Annotated in this window: 25 protein-coding genes; 24 read left to right on the top strand and 1 reads right to left on the bottom strand. The window is 57.6% G+C overall.

What is annotated here, in order from left to right; all coding sequences use genetic code 11:
* Positions 1-7: 7 nt before the first annotated feature.
* The 9 genes from CJF39_RS05835 to CJF39_RS05795 all read left to right on the top strand — a co-directional run bounded on the left by CJF39_RS05835 (position 8) and on the right by CJF39_RS05795 (position 4729).
* The gene (locus CJF39_RS05835; RefSeq protein ID WP_094992575.1) at positions 8-976 is read left to right on the top strand and encodes a major capsid protein; all 969 of its coding nucleotides are present in this window, start codon (positions 8-10) and stop codon (positions 974-976) included.
* Positions 977-1025: 49 nt separating this feature from the next.
* Positions 1026-1325, top strand: a complete 300-nt coding sequence (locus tag CJF39_RS05830) for a hypothetical protein (RefSeq protein ID WP_094992574.1) — start codon at positions 1026-1028, stop codon at positions 1323-1325.
* Entirely contained in the window at positions 1325-1699 is a 375-nt protein-coding gene (locus tag CJF39_RS05825) for a hypothetical protein (protein ID WP_047275949.1), read from the top strand. The genes CJF39_RS05830 and CJF39_RS05825 overlap by 1 nt, the downstream gene beginning before the upstream one ends.
* A 1-nt stretch (position 1700) precedes the next feature.
* A complete protein-coding gene (locus tag CJF39_RS05820) occupies positions 1701-2087 on the top strand; it encodes a glutamate 5-kinase (RefSeq protein ID WP_094992573.1) in 387 nt (128 codons plus the stop codon).
* On the top strand, positions 2087-2476 hold the full coding sequence (locus tag CJF39_RS05815) for an HK97 gp10 family phage protein (protein WP_094992572.1): 390 nt from the start codon (positions 2087-2089) through the stop codon (positions 2474-2476). Before CJF39_RS05820 ends, CJF39_RS05815 begins: the two co-directional genes overlap by 1 nt.
* Positions 2476-2874, top strand: coding sequence for a phage tail terminator-like protein (locus CJF39_RS05810; RefSeq protein ID WP_047274436.1), 399 nt, complete (start codon positions 2476-2478; stop codon positions 2872-2874). Before CJF39_RS05815 ends, CJF39_RS05810 begins: the two co-directional genes overlap by 1 nt.
* Before the next feature lie 87 nt (positions 2875-2961).
* The gene (locus CJF39_RS05805; protein ID WP_094992571.1) at positions 2962-3885 is read left to right on the top strand and encodes a phage tail tube protein; all 924 of its coding nucleotides are present in this window, start codon (positions 2962-2964) and stop codon (positions 3883-3885) included.
* A 68-nt stretch (positions 3886-3953) separates the two neighbouring features.
* On the top strand, positions 3954-4469 hold the full coding sequence (locus tag CJF39_RS05800; protein WP_094992570.1) for a hypothetical protein: 516 nt from the start codon (positions 3954-3956) through the stop codon (positions 4467-4469).
* Positions 4470-4495: 26 nt separating this feature from the next.
* Positions 4496-4729, top strand: coding sequence for a hypothetical protein (locus CJF39_RS05795; RefSeq protein WP_094992569.1), 234 nt, complete (start codon positions 4496-4498; stop codon positions 4727-4729).
* Between the two features lie 55 nt (positions 4730-4784).
* Here the strand turns inward: CJF39_RS05795 and CJF39_RS05790 are convergent, their stop codons facing one another.
* A complete protein-coding gene (locus CJF39_RS05790) occupies positions 4785-5210 on the bottom strand; it encodes a hypothetical protein (RefSeq protein WP_094992568.1) in 426 nt (141 codons plus the stop codon).
* 190 nt (positions 5211-5400) lie between these two features.
* On the opposite strand from CJF39_RS05790, the gene CJF39_RS05785 reads away from it, so the two are divergent.
* From CJF39_RS05785 to CJF39_RS05715, 15 genes are all read left to right on the top strand, one after another.
* The gene (locus CJF39_RS05785; protein WP_094992567.1) at positions 5401-5886 is read left to right on the top strand and encodes a hypothetical protein; all 486 of its coding nucleotides are present in this window, start codon (positions 5401-5403) and stop codon (positions 5884-5886) included.
* A 62-nt stretch (positions 5887-5948) separates the two neighbouring features.
* Positions 5949-9899, top strand: coding sequence for a tape measure protein (locus CJF39_RS05780; RefSeq protein ID WP_094992566.1), 3951 nt, complete (start codon positions 5949-5951; stop codon positions 9897-9899).
* Positions 9899-10237: a phage tail protein gene (locus CJF39_RS05775; protein ID WP_047274447.1), complete on the top strand. Its 339-nt coding sequence runs from the start codon at positions 9899-9901 to the stop codon at positions 10235-10237. Before CJF39_RS05780 ends, CJF39_RS05775 begins: the two co-directional genes overlap by 1 nt.
* Positions 10234-10920 carry a phage minor tail protein L gene (locus tag CJF39_RS05770; RefSeq protein WP_094992565.1) on the top strand — a complete coding sequence of 229 codons (687 nt, stop codon included), beginning with the start codon at positions 10234-10236 and terminating at the stop codon, positions 10918-10920. Before CJF39_RS05775 ends, CJF39_RS05770 begins: the two co-directional genes overlap by 4 nt.
* 7 nt (positions 10921-10927) lie before the next feature.
* Positions 10928-11680: a C40 family peptidase gene (locus CJF39_RS05765; RefSeq protein ID WP_094992564.1), complete on the top strand. Its 753-nt coding sequence runs from the start codon at positions 10928-10930 to the stop codon at positions 11678-11680.
* A complete protein-coding gene (locus CJF39_RS05760; protein WP_094992563.1) occupies positions 11680-12276 on the top strand; it encodes a tail assembly protein in 597 nt (198 codons plus the stop codon). The genes CJF39_RS05765 and CJF39_RS05760 overlap by 1 nt, the downstream gene beginning before the upstream one ends.
* A gap of 9 nt (positions 12277-12285) precedes the next feature.
* A complete protein-coding gene (gpJ, locus tag CJF39_RS05755; protein WP_094992562.1) occupies positions 12286-16248 on the top strand; it encodes a TipJ family phage tail tip protein in 3963 nt (1320 codons plus the stop codon).
* Positions 16245-16580 (top strand): hypothetical protein, encoded by a 336-nt coding sequence (locus CJF39_RS05750; RefSeq protein ID WP_094992561.1) that lies wholly within the window; start codon positions 16245-16247, stop codon positions 16578-16580. Before gpJ ends, CJF39_RS05750 begins: the two co-directional genes overlap by 4 nt.
* Positions 16577-17266, top strand: coding sequence for a hypothetical protein (locus tag CJF39_RS05745; protein WP_094992560.1), 690 nt, complete (start codon positions 16577-16579; stop codon positions 17264-17266). The genes CJF39_RS05750 and CJF39_RS05745 overlap by 4 nt, the downstream gene beginning before the upstream one ends.
* A 75-nt stretch (positions 17267-17341) precedes the next feature.
* Entirely contained in the window at positions 17342-18163 is an 822-nt protein-coding gene (locus CJF39_RS05740; protein ID WP_094992559.1) for a hypothetical protein, read from the top strand.
* Positions 18163-18528 carry a hypothetical protein gene (locus CJF39_RS05735; RefSeq protein ID WP_249275324.1) on the top strand — a complete coding sequence of 122 codons (366 nt, stop codon included), beginning with the start codon at positions 18163-18165 and terminating at the stop codon, positions 18526-18528. Before CJF39_RS05740 ends, CJF39_RS05735 begins: the two co-directional genes overlap by 1 nt.
* Positions 18515-18787, top strand: a complete 273-nt coding sequence (locus CJF39_RS05730) for a hypothetical protein (protein WP_094992558.1) — start codon at positions 18515-18517, stop codon at positions 18785-18787. The genes CJF39_RS05735 and CJF39_RS05730 overlap by 14 nt, the downstream gene beginning before the upstream one ends.
* A 61-nt stretch (positions 18788-18848) precedes the next feature.
* A complete protein-coding gene (locus CJF39_RS05725; protein WP_094992557.1) occupies positions 18849-19382 on the top strand; it encodes a glycoside hydrolase family 19 protein in 534 nt (177 codons plus the stop codon).
* Complete coding sequence (locus CJF39_RS05720) at positions 19379-19885, top strand: lysis system i-spanin subunit Rz (protein ID WP_047275364.1); 507 nt, start codon at positions 19379-19381, stop codon at positions 19883-19885. Before CJF39_RS05725 ends, CJF39_RS05720 begins: the two co-directional genes overlap by 4 nt.
* A 1069-nt stretch (positions 19886-20954) precedes the next feature.
* Positions 20955-25754, top strand: a complete 4800-nt coding sequence (locus CJF39_RS05715) for an NEL-type E3 ubiquitin ligase domain-containing protein (RefSeq protein ID WP_094992556.1) — start codon at positions 20955-20957, stop codon at positions 25752-25754.

Raw genomic sequence — 25754 nt, 5'->3', positions numbered from 1 at the left:
AGTCACCATGTCCCTGTCGAACATGAAGGTATTCAACGATTACCTGAAGAAAATCACCATCGAAACTCTGACGCAGGACGTTGCGAAGTTCAACGCTGCCTCCGCAGGCACCATCCGCTTGACTACCCAAGGTATCGACGGCGACTTCCTGCAAGAGTCCTTCTGGGCTGGCCTGCACGGCGCGCAACGTCGTGTAGACCGTTACGCTGCCAACGGCACTCAGGCAGCAACGCCGCTTGCTCAGAAGCAGTACGACTCTGTGAAGATCGCAGGCGGGTTCGGCCCGATCCTGTGGGAGCCTTCGCAACTGTCGTGGGTTCAGAAGAACCCCGAAGAAGCGCTGGAAGTAATCAGCCGCAACCTGTCCGAAGCCATCATGTCGGATCAGTTGAACACCGCCATCGCCGCCCTGGTCGCTGCCATCGGCAACCAGCCGGGCGCTACCAACGACGTTTCCGCCACTGGCGGCTTGAACTACATCGCTATCAACAACGCGCACGCGCTGTTCGGTGATGCTTCGCAGCGCCTTGTCGCCCAGGTGATGACCGGCGCCATGTACCACAAGTTGCTGGGTCAGAACCTGGCCAACGCTGAGCGCCTGTTCAGCTTCAGCGGCGTGCAGGTGGTCGATATTCTCGGCAAGGCCGTGATCGTTACGGATGCGGCCGCTTTGTTCGAGGCGGGCACTCCTGACAAGCAGAAGGTGTTGAGCCTGGCTGACGGCGCGGCGGTGGTGATGGACGGTTCCGACCTGATTACCAACATCGAAACCTCCAACGGTAAGGAGCGCATCGAAACCACCATGCAAAGCGATTATTCGTTCGGCCTGGGCCTCAAGGGCTTCACTTGGGACACCGCCAACGGCGGCAAGTCTCCGACCAGCGCTGAGCTGGCCACGGGCACCAACTGGGATCTGGTTGCGAACAGCATCAAGGGCTCGGCGGGTGTAATCACGATTGGCGATGCTGCCAAGTAATCGAGCGGGCGGCCTTCGGGTCGCCTTAACTATCTGCAAGGAGTCCGTCATGGGCGAGAAAGTCATTTACGAGAAACACCCGGTCACTGCTGAGCGTAAAGCTGAGCTGCGCCAGAAGGGCTACAAGATCATTGATGCCCAGTTTGCGCCGGCTGATTACAAGAATCCCGAGCCGATCAAAGCTGGCAAGTCCAGCGGTGGCAACAAGCCGAAAACCGAAGCAGAGAAGCAGGCCGCACACGCCGCCGAAGTCGAAGCGGTCAAGTCTGCGCTGACTGCCAAGAGCATCGAGTTCACCGCAGAAGCCACCCTCGATGAGCTGAAAAAGCTACTGGACGAGGCCAAGTAATGACCATTTACATCACCGTTGCGCAGGTTAACGAACTGCTCGGGGCTACCTGGGTGCCAGAAGACCAGAAAGCGCGCGCGGTGCTGATGGCTAATACCTGGTTAACCAATCTCGGCTTGCCTGAATTCGACCCGGTCCCGGGTGACGTGATCCAGGCAGGTGCAGAGATCGCCCGCGAGGCCGCAGCAGGCAACATTTACGGCAGTGTTGAGACCGGCGTGCTGAGCAAGTCGGTTGATGCTGATGGCGTGTCGAGCAGCAAGTCTTACTCGGCATCGTCTCGCAAAATCAGTGCCGGCGAGTCGTTCGCCATGGCGCTGCTGTCCCACTACTTGAGTGGTAACAATGGGCAGACCAAGATCGTGAGGGGCTGACATGGGGCTGCGCGACGAACTACAGGCAGATCTGGCCGAAGCATTCAGCACAGACTTGGCAGACGCGGTACTGCCATTCACGGGCACCTACACAGTGCCCGGCGCATGGGACCCTGTGACCGAGACGGACACCAGCGTCGAGGCGACTTACACCGGGCGCGGCGTGCTGGGCAAGTACGAAACCAGACGCATCGACAATATCAATATCTTGTCGAGCGACCTGAAGCTGACGGCGCTCACCAACGAGGTGACTGACCGCCCGGCCGAAGGCCATACGATCAAGGCTCCGGATCTGGCAGACCGCACTCAGTTGGTCAGCTACCTGGTGAAGGCGGTTCAGGTTGACCCGGCGTCCGCCACGTTTCGTATTCAGCTGAGGGCAACCTAATGGCCATACGTGGAAGCTGGAGTGTGCCGCCCAGCCTATTTGCTGACGTAGTTGAAGAAGACTTAATGAAGCGAGTTCGAACTATTGCCCTCGCAATGCTTCAAGAAATCGTGCTGCGTTCTCCTGTTGATACCGGTCGGTTCCGAAACAACAACATCGTAAGCATCGTCAGCCCCGTTTATGCGTCCACGGTTGAGACTGATGCCTCTGGTGCAGGGACTATCTCCCGCGGCGCAGCTGCAATGAGCGGCCTTGAGCCTTATACGACGGTATTCATTCAGAACAACCTCCCTTACGCGCAAAGGCTTGAAGATGGTCACTCTAAGCAGGCGCCTCCAGGCGGAATCTACGCAGCCTCATTCCACGGCGTATCACAGGCGTTCAAATAATGACCTTTGAGCAGATCCGCAACATCATCACCACGCGAATGACTCAATGGACTGGAATCCCTGCAAGTGATGTTGATTACCCCAACTCGCCGAAGCCCTTCAATCCTGCTAGACGGGCGATATGGGCGCGATTGGCTGACATTCCTGCGCTGTCCTCAACCCCTGAAATTGGCTTAAGCCCGAAGGTGCGCCGTACAGGGTTGATCGTCGTTCAACTGTTTGTCCCGAGTTATAAGGGCACTCTGGCCATCACCCGGGCCGCAGACGCGCTCGTCCAGCACTTCGAGTTCTTCAGTGAAGCTGGCTTTGACTGCTACGCGGCCTCGGCTACGACGGTTGGCGATGACGGAAACGGTTGGTATCAGGTCAACATTCAAATTCCTTACCGGGCCTACTAGGCCCAATTCAGTTTCGCCGAAAGGCAACCCATACACATGCCCGCCACTAGGCGGTTTTTTTACGCCTATTGATAGGAGAATCACCCAATGAGTTCAGGCGCCAAGAACAGAACGGCCTACGTCGAAGAGGTGACGCAGGGCGTGACCCCTGCCATGGGTTGGAAGGAATTGATCCGAACTTCTTACGGCCTCGGGCCTAAACAAAACACCGCCGAGAACAATGAGATCTCGCAAAACCGCATGAGCCAAGGCACAAGCGCGACCACCGTCGATGTGGCGGGTGAAATCGGCATGAAGTGGCGCTATGGCGGCGCAATTGATGACTTCCTCGAATCCTGTTTTGGAAGTCGCTGGAAGGCCGACACGCTGACCATGGGCGATGAGCGCATCAGCTACTCGGTTGCGTCATTCGCAAGTGACGTGCTGGTGTCCTCGATTGCGCGGGGCGCACAGGTCGGCAGCATGGCCTTCACGTTCGGCACCGACGACGACATTACCGTCGCTGTGAACCTGACAGCCACGGGCTGGGCGGGCAAGGTTGACGCTACGCCTTACTTCTCAGCAGCAGCTCCAGAAGTAGGCACCGAACGCTTCAACTTCAAGGACTTCACCTCCTTGACCCTGGATGGCGTGGAAGCAACGCCCGGCAGTGGCACCTGCATCAGCGCTATGGATCTGACGTTCGATAACAACGTACAGACCCAGCGCTGCATCAATAACGGCGCCTACATTGGCAACGTGATCCCGACAACCTTCACCGCGAATGGCTCCGTCACAATTGCCTGGTCTGCCGCCTCTTACGCGCTGTGGATCAAGCAGCAAACGGGCGGCGCCATCGCCCTGAGCTTCACCATTGAGAATGGCGAAGGCAGCTACACCATCACCTTGCCAGAAATGGAAGTTAACGGTGACTGGCCGGACGGCTCAGCAACTGATGTGATCGAGGTGACCCTGAACGTCTCCGCGCGCCGCATCCCCCCAACGATCACTCGCAAGGCAGCCGGTGCTTAGTCCGCCGACCAGCCAAGTACAAAATTAACCACGGGTAGCCGCCTGCAACTGGGCGGCGAAGGATCGACATGGCATTTATTCTCAAGAAAAAAGACGTGATGGACACCATCAGTACGCGATGGATTGAGCCCGCGCCGGGTTTGCGTTTGCTGATTGGTTCGACGGCGCGTCCTGGTTACAGCAGCGATTACCGACAGATCCAGCGTCACTTGGATGCTGCAGCGCGTCAGCTGGGTGTCGGCACGGGCGACTTCGACATCCTGAAAAAGACTGACTACGACATTCCAGACCCGGACATGCTGTTTATCGACCTGGCCTGTAAGCACCTCATCCTTGACTGGGAGGGCGTGGCCGAGGCGGAAGACCCTGAAACGCAGGCACCGTACACCCCGGAACGTGGTCGCCTGCTGATCGAGCAGATGCCGGAGATTTACTTGCTCGTCCTGAGCACCGGCAACGCTATCGCATTGCGGCAGCAGGAGCAGATCGCTGAATCAGTGGAAAAGCCGTTGCCGCCTACCGTTGGGCCGCGGAGTGGGCGGGTGCGGAAAACGAAAGAAAGCGTCAAGTCCGCGAAAGGCTGAATGTCGAAATCCCCGATCCGCCCGCGATGAGCTGGGTTGCGTCGGAGATCATCGAGGCCTATTACGTCATCGGCCGCGGTCGGCAGTTCGTGGGCGCGTCCTGCTCGCCAATGCCTATCTCTGTCGGGATGATCAGCGAATACCTGAGCGCTCACCAGTCGAGCATTGATCGGCGTGAGTTCGATGCTGTGATCTTTGCTATCGATGATGAGTTCCGCGCCAAATGGGCGGAGAGCAGCAAGCCCAAGGAGAATGGGTAGACAGAAGAGAGTCCGGCTCCGCTGGACTTTTTCGCCTGGCGGGCTGAGGATATCCTCACCCTCCAGACTTCGCAGATGCATTCTGTTTCCGAAGCAATTCCTTGGCTTTGGCTGGTCGCGACAGAATCGCGATTGAGCGAGGCCCTTTATGGGTCAGCGCTGCATGCTTTGCTTTGACTATTGACTGGCCCTTGTAGTCATCAGTGATTGCCTTCCAGCGCATGCAAATAGCGATCTCGCCTGAATAGTCCTTGTTCCTCCGGTGGAGGATTGCGGCTCGCTCGAAATAAAAAGGAGCAGCACAGAGGCGAGCACCTTCTTGCTGGCCCCAGTAGTTGATGTCTTCCGCATCGCAGCACTGAAGCATCGCATCAATGTCGTATTTTTGGTCGGCAAGCTCATGTGTTGGGCGCCCGTCGACTACGGCCAACGCATTACTCTTTCGCATTAGATCTTTGGAACTCATGTTGGGAAAACTCATGCACGATCCTTGGGGTGTTTGTTACGAGGCTTTGGTTTTCTACGGAGCGGCCGAATCTTGTCGGCCGCTAAGGCCAATTGATTCGCAAGACCGTAGGGAAATGGCCGATGCTGGTCAAGGGCAAATGCGGGGTTTTGGTGCTTCTGTTTGAAGCCGGTAGACTGACCGCTTCTAAATGGAGAGCAATTGTATGGCTAGGGTATTTACGTTAATGGCCGTCTTGTCGCTTGGCGTGCTTTCGGGATGCAGCGATGAGTCAAAAATGAAAAGCGTTTGTACTGATATTCTGCATGGCGTTGCAATCGATCCATCCTCTGTAAAAATCAATAAAATTGATGTGAGCGGAAGAAGGCTATCGCATAGCGAGGCTCTCGATCGATACAGCATGGCCGCGGATGGCAAGGTTGGGGATTCAAGAAAACGTTACTTGTCTAGCCTGTACGAAGATGGCGAAAGCGTCTCTGAGTTTTTTACAGAGATCGACTACACAGCAAGTGCTCGCAGTGGGATTCAGCGTAGCTCTGTTCTGTGCTCTTTTATAAAGCCGGCGAGCTCGACACCATTCCTCTCAGTGGTAACCGTAAACAATAAAGACATTCAAGGGTTCGCTCTTAGCATGATGCTCAGCGGCAGCAAACGACCGAGCGGCCTTGGCGTAGATATGAAGCTGAATTAGAAGACGTGACAAAAACAAATTCAACCGCCTCCGGGCGGTTTTTTTACGCTCGGAGAAAAGCCATGACCCAGCAGTCCAGCCGCTTAGACGTAATTATTGATTCGCGGTCTGCGCAGAGAAATGGTGAGCAACTGAGGATCACGCTAAACAACCTAAACGTTGTTGGCGATCAGACAACCCGCTCAATGAGTGGTGCAGGTAATGCTGCGCGCGCCGCTGGCGCCGCATTCGCAGCTCTGGGCGCTGGTCAGGTTGCGCGGGAAATCGTCCGTCTGACCGACGCATTCAAGTCGATGCAGGGTTCGCTGGCTCTCGTCAGTGCTTCCACTGGAGCAGCTTCACAAGCATTCAGCGCACTGCTCGGCATGGCCAACAATACAGGCAGCTCGCTTGAGTCGACCGTGGCCCTATATACGCGCCTTGCCAACGCAACGAAGGGTGTCGGATACAGCCAGGAGCAGCTACTTAACGTAACTGATGCTATCAACAAGGCGTTTGTCGTTTCTGGCGCCACTGCGCAGGAGGCTTCTAACGCCGCTATTCAGCTTTCGCAAGGCTTGGCGGCCGGCGCTTTGCGCGGTGAGGAATTAAACTCCGTAATGGAGCAAGGTCCGCGCATCACGCGCGCACTTGCTGACTATCTTGGCGTTACCAACGGTCAGATTCGAGCCATGGCTGCCGAGGGCAAGATCACGGCCGAGGTTGTAACTAACGCTCTGTTGCGTTCGCTTTCATCGCTCAATGAAGAGCTGGATCGAATGCCGCGCCGTTTCGAGCAGGCATCAACCGCGCTAAAGAACAATTTCCTTGCAGCGGTTGGGCAGGTGGATATTGATCCTCTAATCAGCTCTGTTGATGCTCTGGCAACGTCACTCGCTGACCCCAAGGTAATTGATGGTATTCAAAGCATCGCCACCGGGATTGGTCAGGTCGTCGCTGTTGGGGGGGCCGGACTTAAAACTGTGGTGAGTAACACCGATGCCCTGATGGCGATAACTGGTGCCTACGCCGTCAAAGTTGGCGTTGGCTTGGCTAACTCTCTTTTTGTTTCCGCCAAAGCTCGCTTGGTTGATTTAGCAGCAACCAATCAACAGATCATAGCTTCGAAACAGGCAGAGGTTGCCTCTGCTGCTGAGGCTGTGGCAATGCAGAGCGTTGTGGTTTCCTCTACCGAGGCAGCTCTAGCTAGGGCTTACTACGCCAGGTCAGAGGCGATAGCCACCTCGCAGTCTGAGCTGAATAGCATTCGCCAATTGAAGGCTGTAACGGCTCAGCTGGCTGCCGATAGAAGCCTTGAGATTCAAAGACAAAAGGCGCAAATAAACAACATCGGCTTGGCTGCCTCTCATACAAGGCTTGCAGAAATACGCACAGCCGAGGTGGCCATTACGTCTCAGCTAGCAGCAGCGGAAGCGAGACTTGCGGTTTCACGGCAGGCAGAGCTGGCCACTGGGGCAATTGTAGGTCAGCAGACGGCTGCTCTTAATGCTGCGCGCACTGAAGGCGCGGGTATTTTGGCTGCTCAAACAGCCGCTCAAAATGCACTGAATGCTGCCGAGTCAAGAGGTGCTGCTACCCGCGGCGCCGCGCTTGCAGCTCTTGGGGGGCCGCTTGGCTTAGTAACGCTTGGCCTCGCCGCCGCCGCCGCTGGCTACATCTACTTCAGCAGTTCGGCTGATTCGGGCACGCAGTCGCTTATTGAGCAGAACCTCACGCTTGATGAGACAGTCGATAAATTTGACCAGCTCACAGCGGCTCAGCAGCGAAATCAGGCGTCGAAGTGGGCCGAGGCTCAAAAGTCAGCACTCGACGATGCTGCATCGTCGGCACGCAAGTACGCCAATATTGCGCAGGGAGCCTTAACGTCGTCTGGTGCGGCTCGCGTCGAGGATATGCGTGCTCTATCGGCAATGATTGCCGAGGTGGGCTCCGGCAAGAAGACGTTAGATGATGTGACGGTCTGGCTGCAATCCACTCAGTCTCTTGCAGGGGGCTTTAAAACATCGCTTGAGGAAATAGCAGCCGGCTATGACTCAAGCCTGCAAAGCGCTGCGGCGTACGGCGATCGCATTAACGCAGTTGCAACCGCATCCAATCAGGCAGCAGGAAGCACTGACCGGCTGGCCGCGGCACAATCCAAGGCCGGTGATAATCAAAAAGTAAGCGCCGCCGCCTGGGACAAGTACATCGAGCAGCTCACCAAGGCTCGCGACCTGATAGGCGCTAACGCTGCTGCTGAAGCCGAATACACCGCTCGCAAGATGGGGGCGGCGCCCGCGCAAATCGAAGAAGCAAAGCGCATTGCTACGCAGACGGATTTGCTGGGCAAGTATCAAGATGCGGTGCGGGACGGCAATAAGGCTGAGCAGGAGCGCCTGAAGGTTCTGCTCCTTGCGGCTTTCTCCGCGCAGAAAGCGGCAGAGGATTCAGCCTCAGCTCAGCAGAAGGCCTTGAAGGATACTGCCGATGCAGCGGAGTTGAGTGCTAAGCGACAAGTAACGGCCATTGAAAAAGTGGCAAGAGCCTCTTACGCGTCGCTGCTTGTGAAGCCTGAGAGCGGGAATCAAAGTGGTTACGGTCTGCTAACAAATGGCGGAACCCCGCCGGAAGCCTCTACCCCCCAGTCAAAGTCGGCAGAGCAGCGCCTTCAGGACTTGCTTGAGCAGATCACTGCCGGCACCACGCCAAACAAGACGAAAACCCCGAAAGGTGACAGTGGTAAAAGCGCGCTAAACGCGGCCATGACTGCCTTCGATGAGCTGTACAAGAAGGCAGATCCGGCAGCTCAGGCGGTGCGTGATTTAACTGAGGCTCAAGAAAAACTACAGCTTGCGCTATCGAAAGGAAAAATCACGCAAGAGCAGTACGGCGTCGCCATGGGGCAGGCTTCGCGTGATTACGCGGCAGTCCTGGCCAGCACCAAGGCAATGAACGAGGCGCAAAATGATCAGGTTCAGCTACTGACCCTGACCGGGCAGCTGCGGGCAGCCAACACGCTCAAGTCGAGCATTGATGATGCCGCGCAGTTGGTCGAGTACGAGCGTCAAGGCAACTTCGAGGCCGCCAAGCGCCTTGAAACCATGATCAAGATACGCGACGTAAACCTTAAAGCATCTCTGAAGCCAGGGACGGTGGAGGGCGTCTCTGAAGCCCCGCAGCTTGGCGGGCTCGATACCTCGGCAGGTGGAGCTTACGGCGAGATAAAGCGCCTGAATGACGAGGCGGCCAAGGTAGACGCGTGGCGCACTATGGAGCTGGAGAAGCAGCGCGCTTACCTGGATCTTAAAGGTGTCAACGAAGCCACCTACGCCGAGCGTGTCGCCAATATCCATAAGCAATCACGCGAAAGCCTAACGAAAATCGAAGGCGCTAAAAACGCGGCGATCATCACTTCAAGCGCTGACTTCTTCGGAAATATGGCAACGCTGAGCCAGTCAGGCAACAAAAAGCTGGCGGCGGTTGGCAAGGCGGCGGCTATTGCTCAAGCAACCATGCAGGGGTTTGTTGCAGTGCAGAACGCCTTGGCTGTCCAGCCTTACCCACTCGGCATGGCTTTAGCTGTCTCCGCTGGTGTTGTGGCAGCAGCGAACGTGGCTTCAATTGCCGGTGTCGGCTTCTCTGGTGGCGGCTATACCGGGCCAGGAGGGGTGCACGAGGAAGCGGGCGTTGTGCACAAAGGCGAAGTTGTCTGGAGTCAAAAAGACATTCAGCGGTTCGGCGGCGTTGCCGCGGTTGAGGCACTGCGAAAGGGAGATGTGTCGGCAGTTACATCGCCGGCATCGGCTTCGGCTGTGCGCGGATCAAGCGCAGCAATGGCGGCACCAGAAATAAAAATCTATGTCGGCGGTGATGGCTCAGGCGGATCTGTTAGCGCAACGGAAGGCTACGAGCAGATGGGTATTGCTGTTTTGGCAACTGTTCGATCCGAAATGCCAAAGATCGCCCGCAGTGTCATCCAGCAAGAGAAGGGGCAAAACGGACTTCTCGACCCTAGCAACCGGAGGAATCAGTAATGGCTGAGGCTTTTACATGGCGCGCCCAACTTGGCAGCTCGGGCGATGAAGAGCCGAGCATTCTGGAATCGCAATACAACAACGGTTACAGCCAGCGCATATCGGTCGGCATTAACAACTTATCAACTTCTTGGCCTGTTTCATTTATGGGTCGCGAGGATTACATCAAGCCGATTCTTGAGTTCTTCAGGCGGCACAAGGGCGTTACTCATTTTAAGTGGACGCCCCCGCTGCATGACCCTGGCATGTTTATCACGTCGGGAGGCTGGAACTTGAAGCCGGCTGGAGGCGGGACTTTCGTGCTTTCAACCAAATTTCAGCAGGTATTCAACCCATGATCACCTTGGACAACCAGAAGCTGGAGCCGGGCGCGCTGATCCAGCTAATCGAACTGGATGGCGAAGCGCGCGGCATGGGCATTTTGCGGTTTCATGCTCACCAGCAATCAACACCGATTATCTGGAAGGGTGAGGCCTACCTGCCCAGACCCTACGAAACGGGCGGCTTTGGGCGCAGCGTGGAAGGCAACTCGTCAACCCCGATGCTCAAGATCAGTAACATCGACGGCACGATCACCGCGCTGTGCCGCCAGTTTCAGGGCATGAGCGGGGTCAAGCTCACGGTGCGGCAGACCTACGCTAAGTACCTTGATGCGGCGAACTTTCCCGAGGGCAACCCGGGGGCTAGCAGCATGGAAAAGCTGGATATTTCCTACATCAATCAGGTCACCAGCCTAGGTCGCCAAGAGGTGCTGTTTTCTCTGGCACCGCCCACTGCCGTGAAAGGGCAGAAGCTCCCCGGCGGCCTGATCATGAACCGCTGCGAGTGGTGCCTCTGGGGCGAGTATCGCGGGCCGGACTGCAACTACACCGGCATCAAGATGTTCGACCTCGACGGCAATCCGGTGGATGACCCTGCGCTTGATCGTTGCAGTGGTCTGCCGAGTGCGTGTGAGCTGCGCCACGGTCGCGGCAATCCGCTGCCATTCGGCGGGGTGCCAGGCGCTTCGCTTATTGGATAGGTAACCCATGAACAAAACGATGCTCAAACAGATTCAGGCCCACGCGGCCGCTGAATTTCCAAAAGAAAGCTGCGGGGTGGTGATTCGCGAGGCGGGTCGCCTGAAATACATCCCATGTCGCAACGACGCTAAAACACCCAGCGAACACTTCATCATCAACCCGGCCGACAAATGCGATGCCGAAGATCGCGGCGAGGTGACGATGATCATTCACAGCCACCCGGACGTGCCGCCCATCCCGAGCATGACCGATCGGGTCAGCTGCGAGCTGCACGAAAAACCGTGGGGTATCGTCAGTTGGCCGTCGGGCGAGTACTTCGAGTTCAAGCCCTGCGGCTATCAGGCACCGCTGATTGGGCGCGAATTTGGCCACGGTCTGCTCGACTGCTACGCCCTGTGCCGGGACTATTACGAGCGCGAGCACGGCATTGAACTGCCGAACTATCCGCGCCGGGACGGCTGGTGGAATGACGGCGAAAGCCTCTACGAGAAGTACTACGAAGACGCCGGGTTCTATCCTGTGTCGGTGCCGCGCAAGGGCGACATGATCGTTATGCAGATCAACGCTGACGCACCCAATCACGCAGGCATTTACCTCGATGACGGCCTGCTGGCCAGCGAGCCGGATGTTCACCCGGCCCCTGGCACCTTCCTGCACCACCGCTACAACAAAAAATCCACTCGCGATGTGTACGGCAGCATGTGGGCCGATTACACCGTGCTGATTCTTCGGCACCAACGCATGCCGGAGGTTGCCTGATGGCCATGAAAACCTTGATCCGCCCGCAACCGCTGGTGGTGCTGGTGATGCTTTACGGCGTATTGGGTGCCCGGTTCGGGCGCGTGCACCACTTAGCCGTGGCCTCTGGTGCCGAGGCGATCCACGCCCTGTGCGTGAAAATTCCGGGCTTTAAGCGGTTCTTGCGGTTTTCCGAAGAGCGCGGCTTGAATTACGCCATTTTTCGCGGCAAGAAAAACCTCAGCGAAAACGAAATTGGAATGCGTCAGGACACGGTCGAGCCCATCCGCATCGCGCCCATTGTGATCGGCAGCAAGGGTGGTGGCCTGTTCGCCACGATTGCAGGCCTCGCGCTGGTGGTCATTGGCGCCGTCACTCAGCAGTACTACCTGGTAGCAGCAGGTGCAGGCCTGATGATCGGCGGTATCGCCATGAGTATGTCGCCATCTCCGGCGGGCATCTTGGACAAGGAGGGCGACGGAAACCGGCCTTCTTATGCGTTCGGCGGCGCTGTCACCACCATGGCTCAAGGCCGCTGCAAACCACTGCTTTACGGCGAGCGCGACATCGGCGGCGCCCTCATCTCGGCTGGCGTCTTCTCGGAAGATCAGCAGTAAGGAAAAACTATGGCCAAGTCTGCAACAGCGCCCGCTGCAAAGCGTCGGCGCCGGATTCCTGCTGCCCGCGTTACAGGCGCGAAGGGAGGCGAATCCAAGCCCTATACCCCGTATAAGGCGCCTGATACTGCGCTCTCGGTCGCCACGGTAAAGATGTTGTACGCGCTGAGCGAAGGGCCAATTGTCGGGCCGGTGGATGGCAAAAGGTCAATCAAGCTCAACGGCACGCCTTTGGTTTCGCCGGATGGCAGTGAAAACTTCCCCGGCACCGTGTGGGACTTTCGCGCAGGCACGGTCGATCAGGAACACATCGCAGGCTTCCCGTCCATCGAGAACGAAGCCTCGCAAGGTCTGCCGGTCGAGCTGAAGTCAGACAACGCCTGGACGCGCGCCATTACCGACCAGCAGCTGTCGGCCGTGCGTATTCGCCTCTCATGGCCGCAGATTTGGGAGGTCAAAACCAACGGCGATCAGGTCGGCTATCGCATTGATTATGCCATTGACCTCTCTGTCGACGGCGGCAGCTATCTGACCGTGCTCTCGGCCACGCTGAACGATAAAGGCACCACTGAATACGAGCGCACGCATCGCATCGACCTGCCAGAAGGGTTCAACAGCGCGCTGGTACGCGTGCGCAGGCTCACCTCCAATCGTAATGATTCGAATTGGGCGGACCTCATGCGGATTAAAGGCTTCACCGAAGTCATCGACAAAAAGCTGCGCTACCCGAACTTGGCATTGGGCGGTTTGCAATTTGATGCCAAGCAGTTCCAGGACACGCCGAAGTTCAGCGCCCTGATGCGCGGCCGCATCGTACAGGTGCCCACCAACTATGACCCGACAACCCGCACCTACACCGGCGACTGGAACGGCACGTTCAAGCTGGCCTACACCAACAACCCGGTATGGGTCTGGCGTGACCTGCTGTTGCATCGCCGCTACGGGCTGGGTCGGCGCATCACCGCCGACATGGTTGATCACTGGACGTTGTACGAGATTGGCCGCTACTGCGACGTGATGGTGCCCGATGGCAAAGGCGGCTTACAGCCGCGCATGACCACCAACGTCTACATTCAGGACTCCATCGAGGGCTACGCGCTGCTGTCTGACTTGGCCAGTGTGTTCAGGGGCAGCAGCTGCTGGAACGGCTCTCAGGTGACGATGGTGGCAGACATCCCGGGCAACGAAGACGGCTACGTGTTCACCCGCTCCAACATCATCGGTGAATTTGAATACGTTGCCGCTGCACTGCCGGACCGTCACACACGTGCCAAGGTGGCTTGGGACAACCCGGAAAACGAGTTCAAAACGCAACCGGCACCGGTGACCAACGACGACTTAATCGGTGCACTTGGCCACCGCATGCTCGACATCTCGCGCTTTGGCTGCACGGTCGAGGGCGAAGCCATTCGCCACGGCATTTGGGCGCTGAAATCTGAGCAGTACGAAGAGTGGTCTGTCACGTTCACCACCGGCATGGAAGGCCGCAACATCGAGCCCGGCCAAATCATCTGCGTGGCGGATGAGATGTTTTCCGGGCGCCCAAACGGTGGGCGCATCAGCGCCGCTACCAAGCGGGTTATCACCTTGGACATCGATGCCGAAGTGCATGAGGAAGATCGGCTAATCCTCAACTTGCCCAGCGGCAAATCCGAAGGGCGAATCGTCAAGTCGGTCTCGGGCCGCCTGGTCACCGTCATGGCTGACTATTCCGAGCAGCCTGAACCTGAATGCAGCTGGTCGGTAGAAAGCGCTGACCTGGCTGTGATGCGGTTTCGGGTGCAGACCATCGAGCCGCAAGGGCTACACCAGTTCAAGATCGCCGCAACCCAACACGAACCCTTGAAATACACGGCCATCGACACGGGCGCGCGGATCGATCCGCAGCCCACCAGCATCATTCCGCCCGGCGTAATGGCGCCTCCTACGGGCATTAAGCTGGAGTCGCGCAGCGTGGTGTCGCAAGGGATCGCCGTCACCAGCATGCGTATCACTTGGGAGGCTGTACCGGGCGCCGTTGCCTACAACGTCGAATGGCGCAAGGACAGCGGCAACTGGATACGCCTGCCGCGCACCGGAAATCTCGGTGCTGAAGTCGAAGGCATCTACAGCGGGCGTTATCTTGCGCGTGTCAGCTCAGTCAACGCCATGGACGTGTCCTCGATCTGGGGCGCGAGCCCGGAGGTGATACTCACAGGCAAAGTCGGACTGCCACCCGCTGTCACACACCTGACCACCGAAAGCCTGGTCTACGGCATCCGTCTGAACTGGGGCTTCCCACCGGGCGCCGAAGACACCCAGCGCACTGAGATCTGGCAGAGCAAGGCCAATGACCTGCAATCCGCAATCAAACTGGGCGATTACGCCTACCCGCAGGCCCGCCACGAACTGCAAAACATCGTGCCCGGGACCAGTCTGTTTTTCTGGGCGCGGCTGGTGGACCGCACCGGCAATGTCGGGCCGTGGTTTCCGGAGAAGTTTGGGGTCAACGGGCAGCCGAGTTCTGAGCAGACGGAGTACGAGAAGTATTTCCTCGGCAAGATTCAGGAGTCGGCGTTTGGTCAGGCGTTACTCGAGAAGATCGGCAAAATAGAGCTAATCGACGGTGATGGCCCGGGTTCTGTGAATGAGCGGCTCGATGCGGCCAAGCAGGAGCTGGCAGAGCTGATCAAGGAAGTGACGGATGCGCTGGAGTACGACAACGCCAAGCCTTACGCCTCGGGAGATGTGGTTCGCTTGGGTAACCGGCTGTTCCAGGCCATCGCAGCCACCACCGGCCATGCGCCGCCTAACGCCACTTATTGGGTGGATATGGGCACATTGGCCGAAACAACCAATGCCCTGGTGCTGCAAGTGCAAAAGAACTCGGCCAGCATCATAGAGCAGGACGGCAAGATCACCGCGCAGGGCAAACAGATCAGCGCTATCGACGCCAAAGTCACCGACCCGAAAACAGGGCTGGTGGCCACGGCTAACGGGCTGAACTCACTGACCAGCACCGTCGAAACCCTCGACGGCAAAGTCAAAGCCACATCGGAGAAAGTAGACGGTGTGTATGCGCTGGTCAAAACCGATTCGGCGGGCGACACCAGCGGCAGCGCGGGTGACTCCACGTCATCGGCCGGCGCGTGGTCGATCATGTCGGCCGTTGCTGAACGTGACTTTGCACAGTCAGTGCGTACCGACGAAGTCGAAGCCAAGGTGGCGGACAATGCTGCGAAAATCATCGATGTTTCGACGGCTGCCGCAGACGCCACCTCAGCTGTGGCCACGCGCGTCACCCAGCTCAGCGCCAAGGTCGACACCAATGCAGCCACCTTCAAATCGGAAACCACAGCGCTCGCAGACGCGGACAAGGCGCTGAGCAGCCGCATCGAAACAGCTCAAGCCCAGACGCTGAGCAACGCAGCCGCCATTCAGGAAGAGGTGACAGCGCGGACCAATGCGGATAGCGCAATGGGACGCCGGGTGGACACGGTGCAAGCGTCCGTAGGGGATGTTACGGCGTCGGTGAAGCAAGTCAGCCAAGCCGTTGCGGACGTGAACGGCAAGGTAACTGCACAGACCACGATCAAAGCCCAGACCACTGCAGGGGGGCGCACGGTCATGGCCGGGTTGTCGATTGCTGCAGGGGACACGGCAGAGATTCTGGCGTTCGCCCAGCGCTTTGCCATCATAGACGAAGTGACGGGTCAGCTCCGTGCGCCATTTATTGTTTCGGACGGCCAGGTGTTCATCAATTACGCGATGATCGACACAGCGTTCATTCAGAATTTGGTGCTGGGCATGACGTTGCGGTCCAGTGCAGTCAACGCCAAGGGCCAGCCGCTACTGGAAATCAACATTCCGGCGGGCATGTTGACCTTACGTAGCGCGGGTGCGGGCGGTTCATCAACCCTGAATAACGACGGGTTGGTAGTGACTGATGAAGGCGACGTGGTGCGTACTCAAGTCGGGAAGCTGAAGCTATGAGCTATGGATTAAGAACATGGAATGCTAAGGGCGTGCTGGAGCTGGACACCAACACGTTCACCTATCAGGTGATCCACAATCAGGTGTACCAGCTGACGCTACGGGCGGTGCTAACGGTGCCCATTGCAGGGTTCACCCCGGCAAATTGCGTGGCAACGATCCTGCCCATTACACCACCTAATACTTCGTACAACCGCTGTTACGACGCCATGCCTTATATGAGCGTCGGCAATGGCCAGGTCGTCGTCAGGTCGCAAAACCCGATGGAGCCCGACGCCAATAACGGCTCAACGATCCAGTTTAGATTGCTGGTCATGAGGTACAAAAATTGAGCTACGGACTGCGGGTCGTTAATGACAATTCCTATGTGCAGATCGACTCTGACACGCCCAGGCTTTGCAGCCTCTACAACGGCACCTACTCGGCAGGCAGCCGGATAGCCATTGTTACCTTTCCGGCGGCGATAACTACACCGGAACCGCCGTGCATTTTTATCAGGAACTCGCCAACGGCGCCGAACGATGTTTATACGCAAACCATCCTGACCGGATCGCCCGGTAATTGGACCGGGTTTCAAGTCTGGGCAAACAATATCAACTCCAGACCCAATGGAAAGTGGTTTGCAGCTGTATTTGCAACCAAGGCCAACGGGAATTACGGGATGCGTATTTGGGGGGCGAACGGCCAATTGGTATTCGACTCGGGGGCAACGCCGGTCACGGTTACAAGAGCCAGTAACTCGTGGAGTTACGTGAGTTATGGCGCACAAGGGCCTATTGGCACGGCCACTTTCTACAAGTGCAACATCGCGAACGGGCCGCTTCTGGAAGATGAGTACTTCATGATCAACCCGTTTTCCCGAACCATGCTGGCACCGAACAACATCACCTCCATGGATGCGGGCATACGGTGGATGTATGGGAGCAACCAACTGTCACTTTACGCCATAGGATCCCGGGCCAACTGGCTGGACATCGGGTCGCCGGGCGCCGTTTTTGCAAGATTGCCCGGTACTTGATCGCGGGGAGCCCGCTCACTCATTTGTCACTTCCAGCCCGCCCAGTCGCGGGTTTTTTTTCGCCTGGAGAACAACATGGCACGACAAGAAATTATCTTGGGAACACCACCCGCTGGGCTTGGCGGCGACCCTCCGCGTACAGCAAGCATGAAAATCAACGCCATGACGCAGGAGCTATACGACAAGAATGCGGCACTTGGAACAGCATCCTTAGCGAACATGACTACAAGCCGGGATGACACAACCCCGGGGCGAGCCACCAAGACAGGGGATTACGGAATCGGTCTGCCGCTTTCAGGCCGTAATACCCTTAACCGCATGCAGCCAATAGCAAAGGCGGGCGGCGTATCGTTTGATTACTTGACAGGTGAGGGGCGCCCAGCCGGTTCAGCGGATGGGGCACTGATGACCCTCACCTATAACAATGAGTTCTACTTTCAGACCTACTTTGATTGGCGAGCGGGTGACATTCATACAATCTCAAAAGCCACTCCGACCACTCCAGAAGTCTGGCGGAAGTTCTATAACAGTGAAAACGCCTTGGGCCTGGTATCTAACGGCGCCTTGCTTGAATTTGGCTCAAATGCCAATGGTGAGTATGCAAGGTTTGCCAGTGGGGTTCAGATGTGTTGGCGGACGACCATCTCTACGGGCTTGATAAACAGTTCTAACATCGGCGCGACTTGGAACTTCCCCATGCCATTCCTGGGGGAGCCAAACGTCATGGTGAACTTCGCAGCGGGCGAACTAGCAGTGAGAAAGCCATTTAATGGTCCGGGTGCGGTATCCAGAACCGCGACAAATTGCTTGGTCTCCCTTTGGTCACAGGGGGCCTTCGTTCAGGCCGATGTGGATGGTGTGGTTTTTAGCGTCGTGGCCGTTGGAAGGTGGAAATAATGAAAATCATCCTGTCACCTGTACGCACTGACGAACCGGAGCCAAAGTTTTCAAGGCAAGGTGATGTCATTTTCATCAATGGCCAGCCTTTTGATTTTAGACGCATGGAAGAGGGAGACATCCTGCCCGTAAGCGCAATCAGCTCTGATGACTTTCATGGGGACGTCACCCGAGTTGATGGTGAAATTCATTTGGTCCTCCGCTTTCCATACCCGGCTAACTACAGCGAAGAACAAGCCTTTCCCGCACCTATTCAAGTCGACTTCGATGGCCCGATTGGTCTGCCTCAGCCCTTGCCGACGCCACCAGAACCAGAGCCCTTGCCGCCTGTAACAGCGGAGGAACCCACGAATGAGCAACATTGATTGGTCGAAACTGCGCAAGGCCGCCGATATCAAGGCTGAAGCCGAACTGGCGCGCTTGGCGCCCTTGATTGCAGAAGAAACTCAGTGGGTTGAGTCTGAGCGTAACTACGTCTCCGAACAACTGGAGGCCATCGAGGACGGCGAAGAAATCCCAGGCACTGAGCGCGAATGGCGCGACTACCGCATTCAGGTACGCGCGTGGAAAGAGGGTGCGGAGGGTTTTCCCGATTCCGATAAAAGGCCTGCACGACCAAGCTGATAACCAACGTTGCGATAAAGAACCCCGCCATGTGCGGGTATTTTTTTGCCCGGAGAAAGCCATGCCCATTACCGAGCAGCAGTTGCTGCAGATCCTCCCGAACGCCGGCCGCCAAGCCGGCGTTTTTGTTCCTGCCTTGAACACAGCGATGAACCGTTACCAGATCGTCGGCCTGAAGCGTGTCGCCGCCTTCATCGCCCAAATTGGTCACGAATCGGGCCAGCTCAAATACGTCAAAGAGATCTGGGGCCCGACCAAAGTCCAGGCCCGCTACGAAGGCCGCGCTGACCTCGGCAACACTCAGCCGGGAGACGGCTCCAAGTTTCGCGGCCGTGGCCTGATCCAGATCACGGGCCGCGCCAACTACAACGCGTGCGGCGAAGCGTTGGGCCTGGACCTGCTCAGCAAGCCAGAACTGCTGGAGCTGCCGCAGCACGCCGCGATGTCGGCGGCTTGGTTCTGGTCTATGAAAGACCTGAACACGCTGGCGGACAAGGGAGATTTCGTGAAGATCACTCGGCGCATCAACGGTGGGCTCAACGGCCAGGCCGACCGCCAGGGGCTGTACGACAAGGCGCTGAAGGTGCTGGCATGACGCCCGGTCAAGTCCTGGCCGCTATCCTGCTGGCGCTCGCCATCGGATTTGGCGGTGCCTGGCAGGTGCAGGACTGGCGCATGGGCGAGCGACTGGCCGTGCAGGACGGCTTGCACCAGTCGGACCTGACAGCTATCGGCAATGCCGCGGCCGCCCAGGCCCGTATCGAGCAGGACAAGCGCCTGGGCCTAGAAGGCCGTCTTCAATCTATAGACGAAGCGCATTTCAAGGAATTTAGTGATGCACAGAAAAATATTTCAAGGCTGCGTGATCGCCTTGCCACTGCTGATGTGCGGCTGTCAGTCCTTATCGACGCCACGGATTCAGCCAGTGGCTGCAACGTGCCTTCCACCACCAGCGCCGTCGGCGTGGTTCATGCAGCCCGTCGAGCCCAACTTGACCCAGCGCATGCTCAACGAATTATCGCCATCACCGACGCCGGCGACCAAGGACTGATCGCGTTACGGGCGTGCCAGGCGTACGTCAGGGCTGTGTTGCGTTAAGCTAGACCGAATGGATTGAATCGCGCACAAGGAAAGGCTATGGGTCAGGATTTTGTAGGGCTGGGAGTGCTGCTGGTCATCGCCTGGATGGTTGCCATTGCGCTTATTATTTACGTAGCGGCCAAGTAGAAAAGCAAAGCCCGGAGGTTCGCGGCTCCAGGGCTTCTATTTTCGCCTCCATCCCTTAATGGCTGACGAACGTGGCTGGGAGATTACCAGCGACTTTCGGATATTTCACTACGACTATAGGAGTTAGTATTCGGTCGGCAGGACGCCGTGGAGGGATTGGAGCTCGTACCACTTTTCGTACCAATCAATGTTCCCTTGAGGGACTCTCGGGGGTCTCAGAAGGCGCTGAAACCCCTTGTCTAGCGCCTTTGGAATACTCCAGCTAATCCGCACATACTGCTTGAACCCTTTTAAATCCGGGCCTCTCTCGCTACTGCTGTGAGTGCAGTACGCACTGCGTACTGCGTTGCAGAGATCGAAAGCACGTTCTGCACGCCGAGACCACGTTGGGTGGGGCAATAAACGCCGAGTTCATCCCGTCTCTCAAACACCGTGGCATACGTGTGACGGGTGTCGGTCGTTTTGCCGTGTCTCGAACCCAGCGTACGCAGTGCTAACAACCCGTAGCGTTCAGGCCCTGTTTCGGATCGGACATGTTGCTCTGACCTGTCTCCCGATCCTTCCGGCGCGAATACACAGTCAGAGCGCGCCGCTTTTAGTGACTTGGTTTTTGTGAGTCCCTGGAAAGCGCGATCGTTCAAAAAAGTTCGCGAGTGGTCAGGGGGCTTGCCCTTTTTTTGCAGCCACAGCCGGAAATGCCGTGCGCAGCCTTGGAGCCTCCATCGCGCCCTGGCGCGGCTCCCAGGCTAGCCTGCACCTATTCGCGCTGTGAAAAAAACGGGATAAAAAGGCCTGAATGCCGAGGGGACCGTTCGTCAATTCCCGGTCAAGGCTGTGAACTGGGCGCAGGATTTGCACCGGTCATATTTATCTAGGTCATTGCACAAGCCGTGCGGGGATAGCGTGGAGTGCTTCTTCGTCCTTGCCCCGAGCGGTTGATATGACTGATACCCCCCTAACGTTACCCCTTGATGCCCGTGATTCCACCCTGAGTGAGTTGGAACCCCTGGAACTCGTTCGCGGGCACATGCCCAAGTGGCTGGTGAATGCAACACCGGATGCCATCAAGGCGTTGAACACGGCCATGGCTCAAAGCCGTGCTTACCATGCCTTGTCCGGCCAGCGTTTTTCCGAACTGGAAGGCATTGAAGCGTATTGCGCCCCGCTTCTGGCAGCGGAGGTCAAACGTCGCTTTGGCCACGCGCTCGACATTTTTCATGATCACCTGCACATCGTGCATGTGCACCTGATCACGGACGACACGCTCCTTGCCACGATTCGCCATTACACCTTGCTGGATGAGCCCAAAACGCTGCTGTGGGCGGCGCTTCAGAACTTTTCCGAAGACGAGGCTCTTCCTGGCGGCTTCAATCCGCAAAGCCGGATTCGCCTCACGCGGCAACAGGGGGCAATCAGCCCTGTGCATCCGCGCCACTTTGCGGCGTTGTGCCGCGAGCTTAACTTGGGGCTCAAATATCAGCAGTACCTGCAAGACTTCTTGGGAGTGGCGCCCAGCGGGGTGACAGCGCAAAGCGTCAGGGAGCAGGAGACTGAGTCCAACCTGCGCTTGCTCAAACGTTATGACATGGAGGTCGATGCCCGCGTAGCGTTCCTGAAAAAACACATCAGCGACTCTGCCCATACAGCCCTGATTGCCCTGCTGGGCGAGCACGCTTCCTCGGGAACGAGGGGGCGTGGCGCAACACTGGACGGCAAACCCCTTCAGCTCAGTTCGTTGTCACTGCTCGATAGCGTGATTGACGGGGTTGTGATCTTTACGGCAAATGCGCCCTTGCTGCATCCCGATCAGCGGGTGATCGTCTACATCCCCAATGATCCCTTGGCACCGTTCTTTGAGTTCAGTTCGCTGCAGGTCTTCATTGAAGAGTTGAAGGTCCGGCTGCGACGATCAGAGTACGTGGATTTTTTCTCACGTTTTGTTGCTCTGGGCGACCGGCCTGTGTTTTTGCAGAAGGCGCGGGCCCTCCCCGAACGAATGGGGCTGGTCACGACGCCCTTGAGCTTGAGCGCTGCGCATTACCTGTGTGCGGTGCAATTAAAAAACATGTTTGCCGAAGCCCAAGTGCTGGCCGTTCCTACGGGCGTGCTGGATGCGCAGGAGCGCGAGAAGAAATGGCAGCTCTACCAGGGTGTCGGCCTGTTTATCGTCAATGTGGCGTCCTTGTTTGTGCCAGTGCTGGGCGGCGCGATGTTGGCCCTTGCGGTGGGGCAAATGCTTGTAGAGGTGTACGAAGGCGTTGATGACTGGGCCCATGGGGATGTTGATCATGCGCGTGAGCACTTGTTGAACGTGGCGCTGGACATGGCCGCCACGGTGGTTGGGGGCGTAGTGGTTAAAAAACTCACCAACCGCTTGAGTGCAGCCACCCACAGTTATTTTGAAGACTTTCAGCCCGTCATTCGTCAGGACGGCACGGCCCGGTTATGGAATAAACAGGTGAATCATTACGCACACAGCGGTGCGGCCGAGCTGCATCAGTACACGCGGGACGCTCAAGGTTTTTTCAACGTTGAAGGCAAGCAACTTGTCACGGTCAATGGCAAGCACTTTGCCGTGGAACACGACAGCGCGGCCCGGCAGTGGCGTATTGTCCACCCGCGTCGGCCACACGCGTACAAGCCAGGGTTGCTGCACAATCAGCACGGTGCCTGGCAGCACGCACATGAACGCCCGCTGGAATGGGAGGGCAGCGGCGTGTTACTGGGGCGATTGGGCCATCACTTTTCCAGTTTGGACGAACCGTCGCTGGCGCGAGTGATGGCATTGACGGGCACCGAGCCAGACGTCATGCGCAGGGTTCATCTGGAGAATCTGATGCCACCCCCGCTATTGAGTGTGAGCCTGAAACGCTTTGAGATAGACCGTCAAATCAGCGATTTCATTGAACACATGCAGACGGGTGACTACACCCATGCTAAATGGGCTGACCTGCAATTGAGCCTGCTGCCGGATTTGCCGGGGTGGCCTGCAGGTAAGGGGCTGACGCTGATCAACGGGGCCGGGGGCCGCGACCTTGAGTATGGTGTTGCGCAGGGCGCGAACCGGATCAGTATCACCCACCCAATCCTTGAGCAAGGCAAGGTGCTTGAAGCGGTTCTGACGGCGTTGTCCGTAGAGCAAATGCAGGGACTACTGGGTCGCGAAATCCCCGTGTCACCGTTGCCCGTTGCATCCTTGGCCAACGCGTTGAGCGGGTATGCCCGTGATCATCGCGGGGCGCTGTTCGAGCGTCTGTACGGGCGCTTCAATGTGTCGGACTCCCCCCGGGTCAAGACCATTGAGGCGGTGTTCCCCGGTCTGCCGCAACCCGTTGCGCAGTCGTTGGTGGCGTCGGCCACCGATGTGCAACGCGCCAACTTGAGCGCGGGTAAGGTGCCATTACCCTTGGCGGAACATGCGCGTGCGTACTTATACGATGGACGCTTGAACCGCGCCTTTGAAGGCTTTTACCTGACCTCGCACACGCCTGCGGCAGCGGATACCGAGCGACTGATCAGGCACTTTCTCGATCAATTGCCCCATTGGCCGGCCAGCGTTTCATGTGAGCTGCGGGACGGCTCGACCTTTGGCGCATCCTTGCAACGCTGGGGCCGCGACCCCCACCCGGCGCGATTAATTGTCAAAACTGGGCAGGGTTATCAGCGCTACGTGCTTGAACGCGGACGTTATGCGCTGCAACCCGGTGAAGATGCCCTGTTGTCGAGCGCCGTTTTTAAACTGTTGAGTAAGGCCGAGCGTGAAACGTTGGGGTTTTCGACGGCTAATGAAGAGGCTCGCTTTAACGCTGCCTTGGGTTCCATGGCGGCCAGTCAGCGTGAAGCGTGCGCACAGGCCTTGGGCATGCAATCGATCAAGCCGCGCTTTAAAGCGCCTACGCGCATGGCCAATGGCCAATTGGGGTATCCGTTGTGCGGGCTGGATCAAGGACGCTACTCCCGTGCTTTACGCCGTCGAGTGCGCGACCTGTATCCCGAGTTCTACGATGATTACGTGCAGGCGTATCTGGACTCAATCACGGAGAGTCAACAAGACCCGCTGCTGTATGTGCGCGCCCGCAAACGTCAACGAAACCTGTTGCGTGAAACCCTTCAGGAATGGATTAACGTTGCCCCTTCAGAAATGTCCGGCGCACCCGCGCTGCATGACTACCCGGAAAGCCGATACCAGGCGGCGGGACTGATAGAGCGCAGTTGGCGTAAAGATCCGGCACACATGCCCTGGGTCAGTCAAAGTCAGACCTACGAGTTGAACCTCAATGGCTTGCGTGTAGGCAATCTGCCTCGGCTCGCGGCGCAGATCGACTTCAGTCATGTCACCGACTTGAACCTGAACCACATGGATTGCCGTGACACCGCGGCTTCGTTTCTGGAGCATTTCACCGGCTTGACGTCGTTGCAGATGGACCACAACCGAATGGTTTACCTGCCGCCGCAATTGGCCAGGATGCCCCGACTGCGTCATTTGTCATTGGCGCACAACCTGCTGTACCTCTCGTCAGCGGATGCGGCGGTTATGAGGTCAATGCACCGGCTTGAAACGTTGGATTTGAATGACAACTTGCTCGGGCCGTTGCTGGATTTTAGCGGACTTCCCTACCTGCGCCGTGTGTACTTGCGTCGCACCTGGATTCAACAATGGCCTGAGGGGCTGATTTCGCGACCGCTGCTAGAAGCGGCCGATCTGCGGGAAAACCAGTTGGTCGACATCCCCGAGCTGGTGTACCAGACGTCGCCCACCCTCACGCGCAATATCTCCCTGTCGGGTAATCCTCTATCACCCGCCGCCCGTCTGCGTCTGGCGCGCTTTGTGTCTCAGGGCGGTAGCAGCCTGGGGATCAACACCGAGGATTTGATGAGCGAAGCGGCCGCCTTTGAGTTCTGGACCTCGGGGATTACCAATCATGAACGTGTGCAGCGTGAACGGTTGTGGGCCGAGCTGAAGGCCGAACCGGCGTCTGAAGACTTCTTCACGGTGATCAGCCGCTTGACCACCACCGCTGACGCCCAGACTGTGCGTCAGGATTTAAGCCGTCGAGTGTGGGAAATGATTGAAGCGGCGAGCGAAAGCTCCACGCTGCGCCGAGATTTGCTGAGCATCGCCGCAGCCCCGCGCAGTTGCACAGACAGTGTCGCCATGACCTTCAGTGCATTAGAGATAACCTTGCACCTGGCCAGGCTTGAAGCGCAGGGCCCGGCACAGGAGTCCGAGCTGCTGAGCTTTGCCACGGGTCTGTTCAGGTTGGATCAGGTGGGTAAAGTGGCCAGCGAAGTGTGCGAAGCCCGTGTGGCAGCAGGTGGGCCGGCACCTGATGACGTCGAAGTGCATTTGGCTTACAGAACCGGTCTGGCTCAGGTGCTGGGTTTGCCGGATCAACCGCGCAGCATGACGTTCAAGGAGATTGCCGGGGTGACCCAAGCCGATCTGGAGGATGCCCGTGCGCGGGTTGAGGTAGCCGAAAAAACCGCTGCGCTGGCCAACTTTATCAGCCGAACAGAGTTCTGGCGGGCGCAGCTGATCCGCAACCATCAGGCGGAGTTTTCGCACCTGACCGCGCCTTATTTTGAACAGTTGAGCGAATTGCTGCGCAAATCCCCTGAGATGAACAGTGAGCGTTATTTACGGCTTGTCAGCGAGGTACGCGCTGCCATGGAAGCGGCAGTGGATGCCTGGAGTTTGAGTAAAACCCTGGCAGTGCTGCCTGCAGCACTGCCAGGTTGA

Source organism: Pseudomonas lundensis (assembly GCF_002269125.1).
Classification (GTDB): Bacteria; Pseudomonadota; Gammaproteobacteria; order Pseudomonadales; family Pseudomonadaceae; genus Aquipseudomonas; species Aquipseudomonas lundensis_A.
This window is presented reverse-complemented; position numbering and strand designations above follow the sequence as displayed.

Bases quoted from the DNA above. Each gene is read 5' to 3' on its own strand.
- CJF39_RS05835 (WP_094992575.1), top strand. From the start codon at position 8: ATGTCCCTGTCGAACATGAAGGTATTCAACGATTACCTGAAGAAAATC.
- CJF39_RS05830 (WP_094992574.1), top strand. From the start codon at position 1,026: ATGGGCGAGAAAGTCATTTACGAGAAACACCCGGTCACTGCTGAGCGT.
- CJF39_RS05825 (WP_047275949.1), top strand. From the start codon at position 1,325: ATGACCATTTACATCACCGTTGCGCAGGTTAACGAACTGCTCGGGGCT.
- CJF39_RS05820 (WP_094992573.1), top strand. From the start codon at position 1,701: ATGGGGCTGCGCGACGAACTACAGGCAGATCTGGCCGAAGCATTCAGC.
- CJF39_RS05815 (WP_094992572.1), top strand. From the start codon at position 2,087: ATGGCCATACGTGGAAGCTGGAGTGTGCCGCCCAGCCTATTTGCTGAC.
- CJF39_RS05810 (WP_047274436.1), top strand. From the start codon at position 2,476: ATGACCTTTGAGCAGATCCGCAACATCATCACCACGCGAATGACTCAA.
- CJF39_RS05805 (WP_094992571.1), top strand. From the start codon at position 2,962: ATGAGTTCAGGCGCCAAGAACAGAACGGCCTACGTCGAAGAGGTGACG.
- CJF39_RS05800 (WP_094992570.1), top strand. From the start codon at position 3,954: ATGGCATTTATTCTCAAGAAAAAAGACGTGATGGACACCATCAGTACG.
- CJF39_RS05795 (WP_094992569.1), top strand. From the start codon at position 4,496: ATGAGCTGGGTTGCGTCGGAGATCATCGAGGCCTATTACGTCATCGGC.
- CJF39_RS05790 (WP_094992568.1), bottom strand. From the start codon at position 5,210: ATGAGTTTTCCCAACATGAGTTCCAAAGATCTAATGCGAAAGAGTAAT.
- CJF39_RS05785 (WP_094992567.1), top strand. From the start codon at position 5,401: ATGGCTAGGGTATTTACGTTAATGGCCGTCTTGTCGCTTGGCGTGCTT.
- CJF39_RS05780 (WP_094992566.1), top strand. From the start codon at position 5,949: ATGACCCAGCAGTCCAGCCGCTTAGACGTAATTATTGATTCGCGGTCT.
- CJF39_RS05775 (WP_047274447.1), top strand. From the start codon at position 9,899: ATGGCTGAGGCTTTTACATGGCGCGCCCAACTTGGCAGCTCGGGCGAT.
- CJF39_RS05770 (WP_094992565.1), top strand. From the start codon at position 10,234: ATGATCACCTTGGACAACCAGAAGCTGGAGCCGGGCGCGCTGATCCAG.
- CJF39_RS05765 (WP_094992564.1), top strand. From the start codon at position 10,928: ATGAACAAAACGATGCTCAAACAGATTCAGGCCCACGCGGCCGCTGAA.
- CJF39_RS05760 (WP_094992563.1), top strand. From the start codon at position 11,680: ATGGCCATGAAAACCTTGATCCGCCCGCAACCGCTGGTGGTGCTGGTG.
- gpJ (WP_094992562.1), top strand. From the start codon at position 12,286: ATGGCCAAGTCTGCAACAGCGCCCGCTGCAAAGCGTCGGCGCCGGATT.
- CJF39_RS05750 (WP_094992561.1), top strand. From the start codon at position 16,245: ATGAGCTATGGATTAAGAACATGGAATGCTAAGGGCGTGCTGGAGCTG.
- CJF39_RS05740 (WP_094992559.1), top strand. From the start codon at position 17,342: ATGGCACGACAAGAAATTATCTTGGGAACACCACCCGCTGGGCTTGGC.
- CJF39_RS05735 (WP_249275324.1), top strand. From the start codon at position 18,163: ATGAAAATCATCCTGTCACCTGTACGCACTGACGAACCGGAGCCAAAG.
- CJF39_RS05730 (WP_094992558.1), top strand. From the start codon at position 18,515: ATGAGCAACATTGATTGGTCGAAACTGCGCAAGGCCGCCGATATCAAG.
- CJF39_RS05725 (WP_094992557.1), top strand. From the start codon at position 18,849: ATGCCCATTACCGAGCAGCAGTTGCTGCAGATCCTCCCGAACGCCGGC.
- CJF39_RS05720 (WP_047275364.1), top strand. From the start codon at position 19,379: ATGACGCCCGGTCAAGTCCTGGCCGCTATCCTGCTGGCGCTCGCCATC.
- CJF39_RS05715 (WP_094992556.1), top strand. From the start codon at position 20,955: ATGACTGATACCCCCCTAACGTTACCCCTTGATGCCCGTGATTCCACC.